The sequence below is a fragment of the Pseudomonas sp. TE3552 genome (assembly GCF_056278945.1).
The window spans coordinates 3,998,606-4,014,288 of sequence record NZ_JBWBQJ010000001.1; the positions used below are offsets into that span (position 1 = coordinate 3,998,606).

Consider the following 15,683-nt stretch of genomic DNA (forward strand, 5'->3'; position numbering starts at 1 on the left):
TCAGCGTTTACGCTGCCCCCAGGCGACCGCGAGGCCACTGAGGCAAATCACCCCAATACCGATAACACCGAAGCTGTCCGGCATGTGATCAAAGATCAAATACCCGTACATCCCGGCAAACAGGATCTGCCCATAACTGAACGGTGCCAGCATCGCCGGCGCGGCGTGACGGAAGGCCTGGGTCAGCAGCATGTGACCGAGCATGCCGCAAGTACCCAGGCCAACCATGAACAGGCCGTGCAACAACGTCGGTGTACTCCAGAAGAACGGCAACAACGCACTCATGATCAGGCTGTTGAAAATGCCGGTCAGAAAGTTGCTGGTGGTTGGGCTATCAACACCGCTGAGCAAGCGGGTAATCAGTTGATAGCAACCAAAACACAATGCCGAGCACAGCGGCAACAAGATCGCCGGGGTGAACAGAGCGCCACCGGGCCGCACCACGATCAGTACGCCAACGAATCCACCGAGTACCGCCAGCCATTGATTACGGGTTACCCGCTCATGCAGCAACGGCACGGACAATGCCGTCACTAATAAAGGTGCAAGGAAACTGACGGCCGTGGCTTCAGCCAGGGGAATGTAACGCAGCCCCGTGATAAAGAGCAGGCTGGTGCCGATCAGGCAAAGCGCGCGCAAAAATTGCAGTCCGGGGCGCTGGGTGCGCACTACCACCGAAAAACCACTGCGTGGTACGAATATCACCAGCATCAACAGCGTGTGCACCACATAGCGTGCCCAGACCACCATGACGACGGGATAAAAACCAGACAGGTACTTGGACAAAGTGTCGTGGCTGGCGAACAACAAAACCGCCAGGCAGATCAGCGCGATACCCTTTATCGGCTGCTCGGCGCCCTTGTAGCCTGGCTTGTTAACATTCATTCACACACTCGACACAAAACCCCTACAAAATACGTAGCTCGCTACCTATCAATCTGGGAAACGTACGTATATAAAAGCACCCCATTACAGAAAGGCGAGCGAAGCAGGGACATTTCCCCCCGCTTCAAGCCTTGACACAAACAGATCCAATTACGCATTTTGTTTCAATTGCGCAGGCTAGGACTCAAGCGCAGCATATCCAACCCTGTATCGACCCAACGCTCGGCTTCGGTGTGCAGTTGAAAACTGTCGGGAGCCAACAGCCACTGATACAGGATGCCATCGATGTATGCATGCAGGCTGATGGCCGCGCGGGCAGTGTCGAGGTTTTCCGGCAACTGCCCCCGATTGACTGCATTACTCAAGGCCAGAGCGATTCGCACATTGCAATCGAGACTGACCGTTCGGCGCTGCTGGCGCAGGTCGCACATTTCATCGGTGAACTCGCACTTATGAAACAGAATCTCGTTGATGCGTCGGGTTTTCGGGTCCAGCGCAACTTGATGAAACAAATGAATCAGCAGCTTGCGCATGCAGCCCAGCGGATCGAGTTCGTTTTCGCTTTCACTGGCCCTGGCCATTTCTTCCAGCGGCTCGTGCAAGGTATCGAGCATCGCCTGCACCAGGTCCGCCTTGTTACTGAAATGCCAGTAGATGGCCCCGCGAGTCACGCCAGCCAGGGTAGCGATATCCGCCAGCGTCGTGCGGGCCACGCCCCTTTCATAAAAGGCTTTTTCCGCCGCTTCGAGAATCTGGCTTCGGGTTTCTTGAGCTTCCTCTTTGGTACGACGGACCATGGCAATAAAACCTCAATCAGGGTGCCTCAGCGATGTCTGAACATCCGCTGAATAGAAGTGAGGCGAGCGCTTTCGGGCTTCGTCTCAGGCCTACAATTCAAATCTTTGGACGGCTTTTGTAACGGTGTGGGTACGCCGCCAAGGTATTTACAAACAAGCATGAATGTAAGTATATTCCTTAGCAAGCTACTTATCCACCCGGTAAAATTTTTTACAACCTTCCACCTTTCTTGTGCGCAACTTGCGCGCCTGACCCGAGGATCTTCATGCAATTCAAGCCAGCTGTTACCGCTCTGGTTACTGCCGTCGCCCTGGCATCGCTGCTCAGCGGATGTAAAAAGGAAGAGGCGGCACCTGCCGCACCAGCCCCTCAGGTCGGCGTCGTAACCCTGCAACCTCAAGCCTTCACCCTGACGTCCGAACTTCCAGGGCGCACCAGTGCGTTCCGCATCGCCGAAGTTCGCCCACAGGTCAACGGCATCATTCTCAAACGACTGTTCAAGGAAGGCGGCGACGTCAAGGCCGGTCAACAGCTGTATCAGATCGACCCGTCGGTCTATGACGCGACCCTGAAAAGCGCCGAAGCCAACCTGCGTTCGACCAAGTCGATCTCCGATCGCTACAAGCAACTGGTCGACGAACAGGCCGTCAGCCGCCAGGAATACGACACGGCACTGGCCAACCGCCTGCAATCGGAAGCGTCCCTGCAGACCGCCCAGATCAATGTGCGCTACACCAAGGTCTACGCACCGATCTCCGGTCGCATCGGCCGTTCGTCGGTAACTGAAGGCGCGCTGGTCAGCAGCGGCCAGACCGACGCCATGGCGGTCATTCAACAACTGGACCCGATCTACGTCGACGTCACCCAGTCTTCGGTGGAGCTGTTGGAGCTGCGCCGCGAACTGGAAAGCGGTCGTCTGCAAAAGGCAGGCGACAACGCCGCCGCGGTCAAGCTGACCCTGGAAGACGGCAGCCAGTACGCTGTGGACGGCAAGCTTGAGTTCTCCGAAGTCTCGGTTGACCAGACTACCGGCTCGGTGACCCTGCGCGCCGTGTTCCCCAACCCTGATCACACCCTGCTACCAGGCATGTTCGTTCACGCCCAGTTGCAAGCCGGCGTGAACAGCGCGGCGATTCTGGCACCGCAACAAGGCGTGACCCGTGACCTCAAAGGCACTCCGACCGCGCTGGTCGTCGGCCCGGACAACAAAGTCGAACTGCGTCAGCTCAAGGCCAGCCGCACTGTCGGCAGCCAATGGCTGATTGAAGACGGTCTGAAGGCAGGCGATCGCCTGATCACCGAAGGGCTGCAATTCGTCAGACCTGGCGTTGAAGTCAAGGCCACTGAAGCAACCAATGTTGGCGCAAAGAGCCCGATCCCCGCACAGGCAGCTAATACCGCTGTCGGCGGAAAAGGGGAGTAAACCATGTCGAAATTTTTTATCGACCGTCCGATTTTCGCCTGGGTAATTGCCCTGGTGATCATGTTGGTCGGGGCTCTATCGATCCTCAAACTGCCGATCAACCAATACCCGAGCATTGCGCCTCCGGCCATTGCCATCTCGGTGACCTACCCAGGCGCGTCCGCACAAACCGTGCAGGACACCGTGGTGCAAGTGATCGAGCAGCAGCTCAACGGTATCGACAACTTGCGTTATGTCTCCTCGGAAAGTAACTCCGACGGCAGCATGACCATTACCGCGACCTTCGAGCAAGGCACCAACTCCGATACCGCGCAGGTTCAGGTCCAGAACAAACTGAACCTGGCCACCCCGCTGCTGCCGCAAGAAGTGCAGCAACAGGGTATCCGCGTGACCAAGTCGGTGAAGAACTTCCTGATGGTTATCGGCGTGGTATCGCGCGACGGCAGCATGACCAAGGACGACCTGTCCAACTACATCGTGTCGAACATGCAAGACCCGATCTCGCGCACGGCCGGTGTCGGTGACTTCCAGGTCTTCGGTGCCCAGTACGCGATGCGGATCTGGCTCGACCCGGCCAGGTTGAACAACTTCAACCTGACCCCGGTGGACGTGAAAACCGCCATCGCGGCGCAGAACGTGCAGATCTCGTCTGGTCAACTCGGTGGTTTGCCTGCCCTGCCCGGCCAGCAACTGAACGCTACGATCATCGGCAAGACCCGTCTGCAGACCGCCGAGCAGTTCAAGGAAATCCTGCTCAAGGTCAACAAGGACGGCTCGCAGGTTCGCCTCAAAGACGTCGCCGACGTCGGCCTGGGTGGCGAGAACTACAGCGTCAGCGCCCAGTTCAACGGCAGCCCGGCTTCCGGCCTGGCGGTGAAACTGGCCAACGGTGCCAACGCCCTCGACACCGCAAAAGCCTTGCGCAAAACCATCGATGACCTGAAGCCGTTCTTCCCGCAAGGGATGGAAGTGGTGTTCCCGTACGACACCACCCCGGTGGTGACCGAGTCGATCAAGGGTGTGGTTGAAACCCTGGTCGAAGCGATCGTGCTGGTGTTCCTGGTGATGTTCCTGTTCCTGCAAAACTTCCGCGCCACCGTCATCACCACGATGACCGTGCCGGTGGTATTGCTGGGTACATTCGGGATCCTCGCGGCATTCGGCTTCAGCATCAACACCCTGACCATGTTCGGTATGGTGCTGGCCATCGGCTTGCTGGTGGACGATGCCATCGTCGTGGTGGAAAACGTCGAACGGGTCATGAGCGAAGAAGGCCTGTCACCCAAGGAGGCCACCAAGAAATCCATGGGGCAGATCCAGGGTGCCCTGGTCGGTATTGCCCTGGTTCTGTCGGCGGTACTGCTGCCGATGGCGTTCTTCAGTGGCTCCACCGGTGTGATCTACAAGCAGTTCTCGATCACCATCGTTTCGGCCATGGCCTTGTCGGTGATGGTTGCGCTGATCTTCACCCCGGCACTCTGCGCCACCATGCTCAAAGCGATTCCGAAAGGCGAGCACGGTACGCCGAAACGCGGGTTCTTCGGCTGGTTCAACCGTAGCTTCGACCGTGGCGTCAAAAGCTACGAGCGCGGCGTGGGCAACATGCTCGCGTACAAGGCTCCGTACCTGCTGGCCTACCTGATCATCGTGGTCGGCATGATCTGGTTGTTCACCCGTATTCCAACGGCGTTCCTGCCGGAAGAAGACCAAGGCGTACTCTTTGCTCAGGTGCAGACCCCGGCCGGCTCCAGCTCCCAGCGCACGCAAGTGGTCGTGGACGAAATGCGTGAATTCCTGCTGCGCCCAAGCAAGGATGGCGGCGAAGGCGATGCGGTGGCCTCGGTGTTTACCGTGACCGGCTTCAACTTCGCCGGCCGTGGCCAGAGTTCGGGTATGGCATTCATCATGCTCAAACCGTGGGACGAGCGTAACGCAGACAACAGCGTGTTCAAGCTCGCGGCCCGTGCCCAGCAGCACTTCTTTACCTTCCGCGACGCCATGGTATTTGCCTTCGCGCCACCGGCGGTACTGGAACTGGGTAACGCCACCGGTTTCGACCTGTTCCTTCAGGATCGCGCAGGTATCGGTCACGACAAGCTGATGGCGGCACGTAACCAGTTCCTCGGCATGGCGGCGCAAAGCAAGGTCCTGTCGCAAGTGCGTCCCAACGGCCTGAACGACGAGCCGCAATACCAGCTGGAAATCGACGATGAGAAGGCCAGCGCCCTGGGCGTGACCCTCACCGACATCAACAACACCCTGTCGATTGCCCTGGGCAGTAGCTATGTGAACGACTTCATCGACCGCGGTCGAGTGAAGAAGGTTTACGTACAAGGCCTGCCTGGCGCTCGCATGAGCCCTGAAGACCTGAAGAAGTGGTACGTGCGCAACAGCGCCGGCACCATGGTTCCGTTCTCGGCATTCGCCAAGGGGGCGTGGGTCTACGGCTCGCCGAAACTGGCCCGTTACAACGGCGTAGAAGCGATGGAAGTCCTTGGCGCCCCGGCACCGGGCTACTCCACCGGTGAAGCCATGGCCGAAGTCGAAGCCCTGGCCAAGAAACTGCCGGCCGGTGTCGGTATTTCCTGGACCGGCCTGTCGTACGAGGAACGTCTGTCCGGCTCGCAAGCGCCAGCGCTGTATGCCTTGTCGCTGCTGATGGTGTTCCTGTGTCTGGCGGCGCTGTATGAGAGCTGGTCGATCCCGATCGCGGTGATGTTGGTGGTGCCGCTGGGGATCATCGGTGCACTGATGGCGACCAGCCTGCGCGGTCTGTCCAACGACGTGTACTTCCAGGTGGGGCTGTTGACTACCATTGGTCTGGCGGCGAAAAACGCCATTCTGATCGTCGAGTTCGCCAAGGAACTGCATGAGCAAGGACGTAGCCTGCGCGACGCCGCCATCGAAGCCTGTCGGATGCGCCTGCGACCGATCATCATGACCTCGCTCGCATTCGTGCTCGGTGTAGTGCCATTGGCCATTTCCACGGGTGCAGGTTCGGGTAGCCAACATGCGATCGGTACCGGGGTGATTGGCGGTATGCTCACCGCCACGATCCTGGCGATCTTCTGGGTTCCGTTGTTCTTCGTCACTGTGTCGTCCATGGGCCAGCGCAAAGTCGCCGACCAGGATGACGCCATTGAACTTTCTAAAGAGGCTGGCTAATGAGCAAGTCGCTACTTTCCATCGCAGTCGCCGCCTTCGTGCTGAGCGGCTGCTCGCTGATACCCGATTATCAGCAGCCTGAAGCACCGGTGGCGGGCCAATACCCGCAAGGCCCGGCGTATTCACCGGCCCAGGCGCCTAACCAGGCCGCCGCCGAACAAGGCTGGAAGCAGTTTTTCCACGACCCTGCGCTGCAACAGCTGATTCAGACCGCACTGGAGAACAACCGTGACCTGCGCGTCGCGGCGCTGAACATCGACGCTTATGCGGCTCAATACCGCATCCAGCGTGCCGATCTGTTCCCGGCCGTTTCGGCCACCGGCAGCGGCAGCCGTCAGCGGGTTCCGGCACGGGCCTCGCAGACCGGTGAAGCAGCCATCTCCAGTTCCTACTCGGCCACCGTCGGCGTCAGCGCCTATGAACTCGACCTGTTCGGTCGGGTTCGCAGCCTGAGCGAAGAAGCCCTGCAGAAGTACTTCGCCACTGAAGAAGCACGACGCAGCACGCAGATCAGCCTGGTGGCCAGTGTGGCCAATGCCTACCTGACCTGGCAGGCTGACAAAGAGCTGTTGAAACTGACCCAGGAAACCCTCGGTGCGTTCGAGGAGAGCTACAAGCTCACCTCGCGCAGCAACGAAGTGGGTGTAGCCTCGGCGCTGGATCTGGCCCAGTCGCGTACCTCGGTGGAAAACGCCCGCGCACAACAGGCCAAATACACCCGTCAGGTCGCACAGGATGAAAACAGCCTGGTGTTGCTGCTCGGCACCGGTATCCCGGCCAATCTGCAAGCGGCCAAGCCACTGTCGGACGACCTGCTGAGCGAAGTACCGGCCGGCCTGCCGTCGGACTTGCTGCAACGCCGTCCGGACATCCTCCAGGCCGAGTACAACCTCAAAGCCGCCAACGCCAACATCGGCGCGGCACGGGCTGCGTTCTTCCCGAGTATCAGCCTGACCGCCAATGCCGGCTCCCTGAGCCCGGACCTGTCCGGTCTGTTCAAGGGTGGTTCGGGCACCTGGTTGTTCCAGCCGCAGATCAACCTGCCGATCTTCAACGCCGGCAGCCTGCGCGCCAGTCTGGATTACTCGAAAATCCAGAAAGACATCGGCGTGGCGAACTACGAGAAGTCCATTCAAACGGCCTTCCAGGAAGTCGCCGATGGCCTGGCTGCACGCCAGACCTACACCGAGCAGTTGCAGGCTCAGCGTGATTTCGTCAGCGCCAACCAGGACTACTACCGTCTGGCCGAGCGTCGCTACCGCATCGGTGTCGACAGCAACCTGACCTTCCTCGATGCCCAGCGCCAGCTGTTCAGTGCCCAACAGGCGCTGATCACCGACCGCCTGGCGCAGCTGACCAGTGCGGTCAATCTGTACAAGGCATTGGGTGGTGGCTGGAATGAACAGACGGCAAAGAACGAGCCGTTGAAAGAAGAAGCACCGAAGATGAAGTTGTTCTGATAGCGCGGTAAAAACACGAAGCCCACCGATTGGTGGGCTTTTTTTCGCTTGTCATCAGGCCGGCAAATCGCCGTTGCTAGTGATTAAGCACGTACTTGACTTCGAATTGCCTGGACACGACAAATACGTGCTTTCCGTCTAATGTGTACTCGAAGTGAAAAGATCCCTTTAGCGTCGTTTCCCTTTCGGTTGACGATGCCTCGATGACAGTTAGTTGACCATCGCCGTAGGTCCCACCGACGACGTTACCCTCATAGACCTCCCCAAAAATCGCTATTCCATCGGGATTTCCTGCCATCGGATTACCAAGAGAATAGGCACCTACCACCAATGGTTTCATCAACATAATCAAAACGCCTGGCACGCCGTCGCCGACTCCGAAATGCCCCTGAAGCACCATCCTGTTTTCGTTAACAAAAATGACGTTTTTGGTGCTTAAGGTCCGTGTTTCGTTGTTTTCTGTAACCTCCAGCTCAATAAAGCCAGTCGTGGTCCCCCTTTTATCAAGGGTATTTCTATCAATGCCTTCGACTTTCCTGGCCTCTTTATTCAGTGTGATGCCCATAATATTTGATCCTTGGCAAATGGTTGGTTGATGGGGAGGACATCCGAGCACTCTTCCCTCAATCAAACTAAGCCCGACCCAACCCTTTAACAACTGTCAGAAATAACAGGTACAGCCCACTTTCGCCCCATGAAAAACACAGCGCCTCGCTCTCACACTCCAACCCCATTGACCAGAAACACCGGTTCCTCCAGATAATCGAGCCCTAAGCGGTTTTCGAACATTTCATCGCGCAATGCCGCCGTGGTGAAACAGCCCAACTCCAGGGCGGTGGCCAGCAGTGAAAAGGTCTGACTCAGATGCCCGACATCCATCAGCGCCACCCGCAGTGCGCGGCTGAATTCGTATTTCCAGGCCATCCGCTCGACCCGCGCAGTAGAAACGAATACCGCCGCCGCATCCTCGATCCATGGCTGCCCGCCACAGGCTTCGCTGATCCAGGCTCGTGGATCTTCCAGAGATAACAATTCAAGCCCGTGACGGCGTACCGAATAATGGTAAAGGCCCCGCTCGAAACCTTGCACATTCATCAGCACCGCATACACTTCGGTGCCCTGCAGCGAACCACCGGCTGGCGAGGTTTTCTTCAGGAAGTAGTCGCCCATGTGGTTCGTTTCCATGACGGTCGCGCCCCAGGTGTAGTAGAGCAACAGCGACAGCTGCGCCGAACTCAACGGCCGGTCACTGAAGGTTCGCGATGTGCGGCGATTGCACAGCGAGTCCAGCAACGTCGGCTGAGCGATCGCGCACGACGGCAGCAACAGCGGGTTTTCCAGGGCAATGAACGGATGGGACCAATAGTCCTTGAATGCCGAGGGCTGGCGTCGTGCCGAGGCCTTCTGCTCAAGCTCGGTTTCCAGCTCGACGACGCTGATGTAGGGCGTGTGCGAATCGGTCCGGGTACTCAGGTAAAACTCCAGCGCCGCGTCCCAGTGAGTCCAAAGGTTGAGGGACGGGGCAATCGGCGATTGATTCGTAGCAGGCAGCAAAACACCGTGGCTGACCAGCGTCCTCAGGAACGCCAGGTTGTCGTCCTGTGCGGGGCTCTGCAGAACATCCGGTAGTAACAAGGCACTTTCCAGCGTCTGCGGGCTCAGGAAGTGGCGCAGTAACGGCAGGAACGCCACACCAAACTCCAGGCTCAGGTCCTGCTGCCGATCCCGGATAAAAAACGACGCCGAGCCGACGCTCAGCCAGGTGCTTTCCCTGAGTTTCAACAGGGTCTGCGCGCCCGTCGAGGGCGTCTCTTGCGCGGTCTGTTGATCGCGCCCCTGCCAGAACAGCGCCTTGGGTCTCAAGGATTTGATCGCCTTGATCAACGTCAACAGCTCTGCGTCATCGGTTTTGCGGGAAATATCCCACTCAAGGGTGATCGCTTTCACCGGGGATGATGCGAACAAATGACGCAAGATGTCCCAATCCCGTCGCGGATGGCCGGTGTGAATTTCAATCAACCGGTCCAGCGGCAACGAACGCAAGTAGTCGTTCAGATCATAACCCTGGGTTCTGGCAGTCGTGATTGCGCTGTCGAGGTCCAGCAGAAAACCCGAGCCACTGCGCTCCACCACGCTGCAAATGAACTCGCCTTCGGGCTGCTCTTGCGCACCGGGCAATGCAAACAATCGCGGTGCGTTTTCAAGCACCAGCGGTGTTGCCGTGAGTTCCTGCAATTCAATGGCATTGGCCACCACCGTGTCAGCCACCTCGCGGGCCAGGGTCGGCAAAATGAAGTGCTGGGTATCGCCGCCCTGGAACCGTGACCAGGAAATATGCTCGGCCAGCCATGGCGAGCGGGTTTTGTCGCACAATCGTCGCGTCATGTTTAGAAACTCGCGATCCATCGCGATCCCCACGCTGCCCAGGGACAAACTGGACGAATGCAGCAAGCTCGGCACTCGGGCACTGACCTCAAGTAAACGAGGTTCCAGGATGCAGTGTGTCGGCTGAAACTCGACGTAATCGAAATGCGGCAAGCCCTCAGTGAGAATCCGTTCGACGGTGCGGTCGAGTCCATTCTCCGGCAGGTCATCCTGAAGACTGTGCCGTGGCAAATGGTATTCCAGCCCTACTCCGGCCTCGGGATATTGCGAGGCATCAAACATCCCCATATGAGCCTCCCTGGCATCAACCGGTCATGCCCAGCAAGCGTTGTCGCTCAGCTTGAGTCCCCGATATCGCTAACAGCCCGGCATACTGGTTTTCCAGTGTTCTGACCTCTTTAATCAGGTTTTCCAGAAGCTGACGTCCTTGGGGTGTGAAATCGGCGCTGGCTTCGAAATCCGGCAAAGCCTTGATCAAGCCTTGCAGGATGAACACCAAACGTTTTTGCGCCCGTAGCAGTTCGCGAGATGAGCGTGAACGAACCCGCCCCATGTATTTGACCAACGCGATGTACACGAAAAACGCATGGAAATAGCCATACAGATCACGTTTCTGCCCCGACCACGGCAACGTACACACCGCCTCCCGCGAAGCTTCTTCGTTGAGCACCGGACACACTTCTACAATGTTATAGAGCAATTGATGAGTGGCCTCATGCACCAGAGACTCTTCCAGATCAAGTATCGAATCATCCCGGCTCGATATGAGGATGATCCCGGTAAAGCGGGAAGCCGAGCAGCTTCGAAACGAACCATCGGGCAAATAACAAATAGACTTGACCAGCTTTCTAAATTGTTCGTGGCAGGCGGGCCAGGTGTGTTCTATGCGCAACAAGGCAATATTCACCACATCGCGAAAAAAGTTTACGGAATAACCGCCATGTTCCAACTGCTTGCGGGTAGCTTCATCTTCCGGAAACTCATAACTGGGCGGAGCGGCTATCGCCACCAGCGGATCGACATTGAACCGATACACAGGCGGGCAATAGTCGTTCGGACGAGCAGTGTCCGTTGCTTTCACACGCGCCAGCATTTCTGGAAACTCAATGAGCATCTTCTCTAACTCATGGGTATCCGCCGCCTTTTTCGTTATGACCAGATTGGTGTGATGAGAAGCCAGCAAGTTCCATATTTGAAACACCGGATCATTAATAATCAAACGCTGCTCTCGGGTTGGCGGCACTATAAGATTAAAGGCCTGCTCAAAAAATTCCGCCAACTGCGGAGCGCGGGGGAATAGTTGAAATAGTTCGGTGTACAACGCTGCAAAGCATGTGTAGCGGTTTCGACTGACTTGCTCCAGCAGCACTTCAAATCGTGAGGGCTCCGAATCCGGTAAAAATGTCGTGCCCTGAAATAAATCGTCAACGGATAATTCACGTTGACCACTGCTCCCAATATCCATTTCCTCAACCTTCCCTTAGGCTGGCGGCAATGGCTTCGCCATCGTCAGACTGGCAATGCCATAACCTAACTGTTCATAGAGACGACGAGCCGCATCGTTGCGACCAAAAACATGGAGTCGAACTTCCTCGCATCCCGCCTGGCGCGCCCATGACTCGAGGGCCAGCAGCGATTGTTTTGCATAACCCTGGCGGCGCTCGCCGGGGTCAATGTAAATATCCAGAATGAAGGCGATCTTCCCGACACCGGCATTTCGTTCGGCGATCCATAACTCACCGACACGACGCGCTTGATCCTTGATCACCCAGAGTTGGTTTTTTTCAGTCAGTCGCCCTTGCGGCAACAATTGTTCGAAGACACTTCGTGCCTTTTGCGACGCTTGCTCCCGACCCCACTCGCCCGCGGCGACCATCCCGTCGCCATACTCTGCAACGGCTCTTTCGGCGAACGTAACAAAGTCCGCGTCATTCATTGGAGCCAAGGTGACAGACATGAGTCATTCACTCCGTGCCCGTGCGCTTGAGGTCATGAGTCTAATAAGGCCATTCGGCGTACCACTGTGAAAGCCCACCTTTCGTGGCACGCCAAATGGCATCACCCACCGTTAATCCATGCGCGCTTGTTGCTGCTGGTTCTGTGTATCAAATACCGCGCGTATCCCCAGGTTGTTCCGGATGCTGGAGGACGCTGCCGTCAGTTTTGCAGCATCAATACCTTTAACCGCTGCGATCTCGTCAGTACTTAAGTGCACGCCAATATTTTTAGCCGCCCCTGCCGGATCACTGTGTAAGGCGCTGGCAAATTTTTCGTCCAGCACGGCCCGTCCCAGAACCGAGGCCAAACGTTCCTGATTGACTTTATTACCCATGGTACTTCTCCTTGTTATTTCGGCATGACGAAAAATATCCCTCTGACAAAGCGCGAGAGTGTCTTTTACCCGCCTGAGGACTTTGAATATAGCAAGACCTCTTTTCTTTTCCAGCCATGCCCAGGGCTCTCTTTAAATCTTTTCACGATAAGCGACAACACCAATTTTTCAAGTTTAACTGGCGTTTATCGATACACCTTTAATGACCGTAAACACTGTAGGAAACCTCTTACAACTAAAGCAATAAATACTTCCACCTAATATCAACCAATAACAAAGCGTCATTAATAGAACACATCAGCGGAAACCATTATTGAACCGTATAACCATTGGATTTAATTAAGAATGCCTTGTGTCATCCGTGAACCGGCAGGCATCGATAAGTGTTCGTTAATCGCCCAAAACCCCATTCAGCCAATTGAATCGCCCCGCCCATCCCTCGCACCATTGCCCGCACCTGCATAAACCAATAACAACAGGTCCGACCCCATGACGACTCGCCCTACCCGCTCCGGCTGATCTCGCCCGCGCCCTATCCGTATTCGAATTTTTGTCTGCAACCCCTGGTTGCGGCTGTGTACTGCTTCATTCCTTACAATTAGAGAGACCCAAGCCCATGACGCCTTCCACCACGCAGTATTTCTTTCCCAGCCTGATCGCCATCGCCCTGGCCAGTGCGGCCCTGCCCGCCATGGCCGAGGAAGCGGGTTTTGTCGAAGGCGCCAAGGTCAACCTGAACCTGCGCAATTTCTACATCAACCGTAACTTCACCAACCCGACCAAGAGCCAGGGCAAGGCTGAAGAGTGGACGCAAAGCTTCATCCTCGACGCCAAATCCGGGTTCACCCAGGGCACTGTCGGTTTCGGCATGGACGTGTTGGGGCTGTATTCAGTCAAGCTCGACGGCGGCAAAGGCACCGGCGGAACGCAGTTGCTGCCGCTGGATCACGATGGTCGCCCGGCGGACAACTTCGGCCGCACTAATGTGGCGTTCAAGGCGAAACTGTCCCAGACCGAAGTGAAGGTCGGCGAATGGATGCCGGTGCTGCCGATCCTGCGTTCGGACGACGGTCGCTCGCTGCCGCAAACCTTCCGTGGCGGCCAGATCACTTCGAAGGAAATCGACGGCCTGACGCTCTACGGCGGCCAGTTCCGCGCCAACAGCCCGCGCGACGACAGCAGCATGAATGACATGTCGATGACCGGCAAAGCGGCCTTCAAGTCAGACCGCTTCAACTTCCAGGGCGGCGAATACGTCTTCAACGACAAGCGCACTCAGATCGGCCTGTGGAATGCTGAACTCAAAGACATTTACAGCCAGCAATACGTCAACCTGATCCACACCCAACCGCTGGGCGACTGGACGCTGGGCGCCAATCTGGGGTTCTTCTACGGCCAGGATGACGGCAGCGCCCGGGCGGGCGAGCTGGACAACAAGACCTGGTCGGGTCTGTTCTCGGCCAAATACGGTGGCAACACCTTTTACGTAGGCCTGCAAAAACTCACCGGCGACAGCGCCTGGATGCGGGTCAACGGCACCAGCGGCGGCACCCTGGCCAACGACAGTTACAACGCCAGCTATGACAACGCCAAGGAACGCTCCTGGCAAGTGCGCCACGACTACAACTTCGCCGCTCTGGGCGTGCCGGGCCTGACCCTGATGAACCGCTACATCAGTGGCGACAACGTCCACACCTCCACCACCAGCGACGGCAAGGAATGGGGCCGTGAAAGCGAGCTGGGCTATACGGTGCAGAGCGGTACGCTGAAAAACCTCAACGTCAAATGGCGCAACTCCACCATCCGCCGCGACTTCAGCAACAACGAGTTCGACGAGAACCGGTTGATCGTCAGCTATCCGATCAGCCTGCTGTAAACACAAAAAATGTGGGAGCGGGCTTCTGTGGCGAGGGGGCTTGCCCCCGTTCGGCTGCGAAGCAGTCGCAAAGCTTTTGGGGCCGCTTCGCGCCCCAACGGGGGCAAGCCCCCTCGCCACAGAAGCCCGCTCACACAGGAGTTGTGGTGGACAGTTACTCCCGCGACTCAACCCCCAACTCATCCCACACCGACTCGGCCAGGTGGAAGGTCGCATTGGCCGCCGGAATACCGCAATAGATCGCACTTTGCATGATCACTTCCTTGATCTCGCTGCGGGTTACGCCGTTATTGGCGGCGGCACGCAGGTGCAGTTTGAGCTCTTCGTTGCGGTTCATGCCGATCAGCATGGCGATGGTGATCAGGCTGCGGGTGTGGCGCGGCAGGCCCGGGCGGGTCCAGATGTCACCCCAGGCGTGGCGGGTGATCATCTCCTGGAACTCCGAGTTGAACTCGGTCAGCGCGTTCAGGCTGCGGTCGACGTGGGCGTCGCCCAGTACTGCGCGACGGACTTTCATGCCCTCGTCGTAACGTTGTTTCTCGTCCACAAAAAATCCCCTCAATGAGCTGACAAAAACGCCAGCACCCGGTCGCTGAACGCAGCACCGGCCTGGACGTTGGACAGGTGCGCGGCGTAGAACTCGGCGTACTCCGCGCCCCGCACATGTTCCTGAATGAAATGCCCGCCAGATGGCGGCGTCACTGCGTCCTCAGTGCCGGCTATCACCAGCAGCGGCACCTTGATCGAGGACAACTGATCGCGGAAATCGGCATCGCGCACGGCCGCGCAATTGGCCGCGTAACCTTCAGGTGATGTGGCCGCGAGCATGTCGGTAATCTGCTTCGCCGCTGCCGGATTGGCCTCGGCAAAATCCGCGGTGAACCAGCGCGCAATCGACGCATCGCGCAGGGCGACCATCGCCGCCGCGCCGTCGCGCAGTACGGATTCGATCCGTGGATTCCACACCGATGGATCGCCGATTTTCGCCGCGGTGTTGCACACGATCAGTTTGTTCAAACGCTGACCGGCATTGATCCCCAGCCATTGGCCGATCAACCCGCCCATGGACAGGCCACAGAAATGCGCGCGTTCGATGTGCAAGGCATCCAGCAGCGCCAGCACGTCGCGGCCCAATTGCTCGATGCTGTACGGCCCCGGCGTCACCAACGATTTGCCGTGACCACGGGTGTCGAAACGCAGCACCCGGAAATGCTCGGTGAACGCCGGGATTTGCGCGTCCCACATGTGCAGGTCGGTGCCCAGTGAGTTGGACAGCACCAACACTGGTGCCCCGACAGGCCCATCGAGTTGGTAGTGCAGTTCGCCCTCGGCGAGTTGTACGAATGCCACAGCAGTCTC

Annotated in this window: 13 protein-coding genes; 4 read left to right on the forward strand and 9 right to left on the reverse strand. The window is 57.6% G+C overall.

Translation table 11 applies throughout. From position 1 onward, the window contains the following. Both ACZ9BB_RS18020 and emhR read right to left on the reverse strand, forming a co-directional pair. Positions 1 to 885, reverse strand: coding sequence for a DMT family transporter (locus tag ACZ9BB_RS18020; RefSeq protein ID WP_476214997.1), 885 nt, complete (start codon positions 883 to 885; stop codon positions 1 to 3). Between the two features lie 164 nt (positions 886 to 1,049). Beyond that, positions 1,050 to 1,682: an efflux system transcriptional repressor EmhR gene (gene emhR, locus ACZ9BB_RS18025; RefSeq protein WP_476214999.1), complete on the reverse strand. Its 633-nt coding sequence runs from the start codon at positions 1,680 to 1,682 to the stop codon at positions 1,050 to 1,052. Positions 1,683 to 1,948: 266 nt separating this feature from the next. Here emhR and emhA point away from each other — a divergent pair, with 266 nt between their 5' ends. From emhA to emhC, 3 genes are read left to right on the forward strand one after another with little or no spacing between them, the layout of a single operon-like run. Then, positions 1,949 to 3,106 carry an efflux RND transporter periplasmic adaptor subunit EmhA gene (gene emhA, locus ACZ9BB_RS18030; protein WP_476215001.1) on the forward strand — a complete coding sequence of 386 codons (1,158 nt, stop codon included), beginning with the start codon at positions 1,949 to 1,951 and terminating at the stop codon, positions 3,104 to 3,106. A gap of 3 nt (positions 3,107 to 3,109) precedes the next feature. Continuing rightward, a complete protein-coding gene (gene emhB, locus ACZ9BB_RS18035; protein WP_476215003.1) occupies positions 3,110 to 6,271 on the forward strand; it encodes an efflux RND transporter permease subunit EmhB in 3,162 nt (1,053 codons plus the stop codon). Next, the gene (emhC, locus tag ACZ9BB_RS18040) at positions 6,271 to 7,731 is read left to right on the forward strand and encodes an efflux RND transporter outer membrane subunit EmhC (protein WP_476215005.1); all 1,461 of its coding nucleotides are present in this window, start codon (positions 6,271 to 6,273) and stop codon (positions 7,729 to 7,731) included. Before emhB ends, emhC begins: the two co-directional genes overlap by 1 nt. Before the next feature lie 76 nt (positions 7,732 to 7,807). Here the strand turns inward: emhC and ACZ9BB_RS18045 are convergent, their stop codons facing one another. The 5 genes from ACZ9BB_RS18045 to ACZ9BB_RS18065 form a co-directional block, all read right to left on the reverse strand. Then, entirely contained in the window at positions 7,808 to 8,296 is a 489-nt protein-coding gene (locus ACZ9BB_RS18045) for a hypothetical protein (protein ID WP_476215007.1), read from the reverse strand. A 152-nt stretch (positions 8,297 to 8,448) separates the two neighbouring features. Next, a complete protein-coding gene (locus ACZ9BB_RS18050) occupies positions 8,449 to 10,404 on the reverse strand; it encodes a multinuclear nonheme iron-dependent oxidase (protein ID WP_476215008.1) in 1,956 nt (651 codons plus the stop codon). A gap of 16 nt (positions 10,405 to 10,420) precedes the next feature. Continuing rightward, positions 10,421 to 11,581, reverse strand: a complete 1,161-nt coding sequence (locus ACZ9BB_RS18055; protein WP_476215010.1) for an aKG-HExxH-type peptide beta-hydroxylase — start codon at positions 11,579 to 11,581, stop codon at positions 10,421 to 10,423. A 15-nt stretch (positions 11,582 to 11,596) separates the two neighbouring features. Beyond that, positions 11,597 to 12,073 carry a GNAT family N-acetyltransferase gene (locus ACZ9BB_RS18060; protein WP_476215012.1) on the reverse strand — a complete coding sequence of 159 codons (477 nt, stop codon included), beginning with the start codon at positions 12,071 to 12,073 and terminating at the stop codon, positions 11,597 to 11,599. A gap of 111 nt (positions 12,074 to 12,184) precedes the next feature. Further along, positions 12,185 to 12,448, reverse strand: a complete 264-nt coding sequence (locus ACZ9BB_RS18065) for an Os1348 family RiPP precursor (RefSeq protein WP_019647907.1) — start codon at positions 12,446 to 12,448, stop codon at positions 12,185 to 12,187. 616 nt (positions 12,449 to 13,064) lie between these two features. Here ACZ9BB_RS18065 and ACZ9BB_RS18070 point away from each other — a divergent pair. Beyond that, positions 13,065 to 14,324 carry an OprD family porin gene (locus ACZ9BB_RS18070; protein ID WP_476215015.1) on the forward strand — a complete coding sequence of 420 codons (1,260 nt, stop codon included), beginning with the start codon at positions 13,065 to 13,067 and terminating at the stop codon, positions 14,322 to 14,324. A gap of 154 nt (positions 14,325 to 14,478) precedes the next feature. Here the strand turns inward: ACZ9BB_RS18070 and pcaC are convergent, their stop codons facing one another. Together pcaC and pcaD are read right to left on the reverse strand one after the other, a co-directional pair. Continuing rightward, positions 14,479 to 14,871, reverse strand: a complete 393-nt coding sequence (pcaC, locus tag ACZ9BB_RS18075) for a 4-carboxymuconolactone decarboxylase (protein WP_007935810.1) — start codon at positions 14,869 to 14,871, stop codon at positions 14,479 to 14,481. An 11-nt stretch (positions 14,872 to 14,882) separates the two neighbouring features. After that, complete coding sequence (gene pcaD / locus ACZ9BB_RS18080; RefSeq protein WP_476215017.1) at positions 14,883 to 15,674, reverse strand: 3-oxoadipate enol-lactonase; 792 nt, start codon at positions 15,672 to 15,674, stop codon at positions 14,883 to 14,885. Positions 15,675 to 15,683 lie beyond the last annotated feature (9 nt).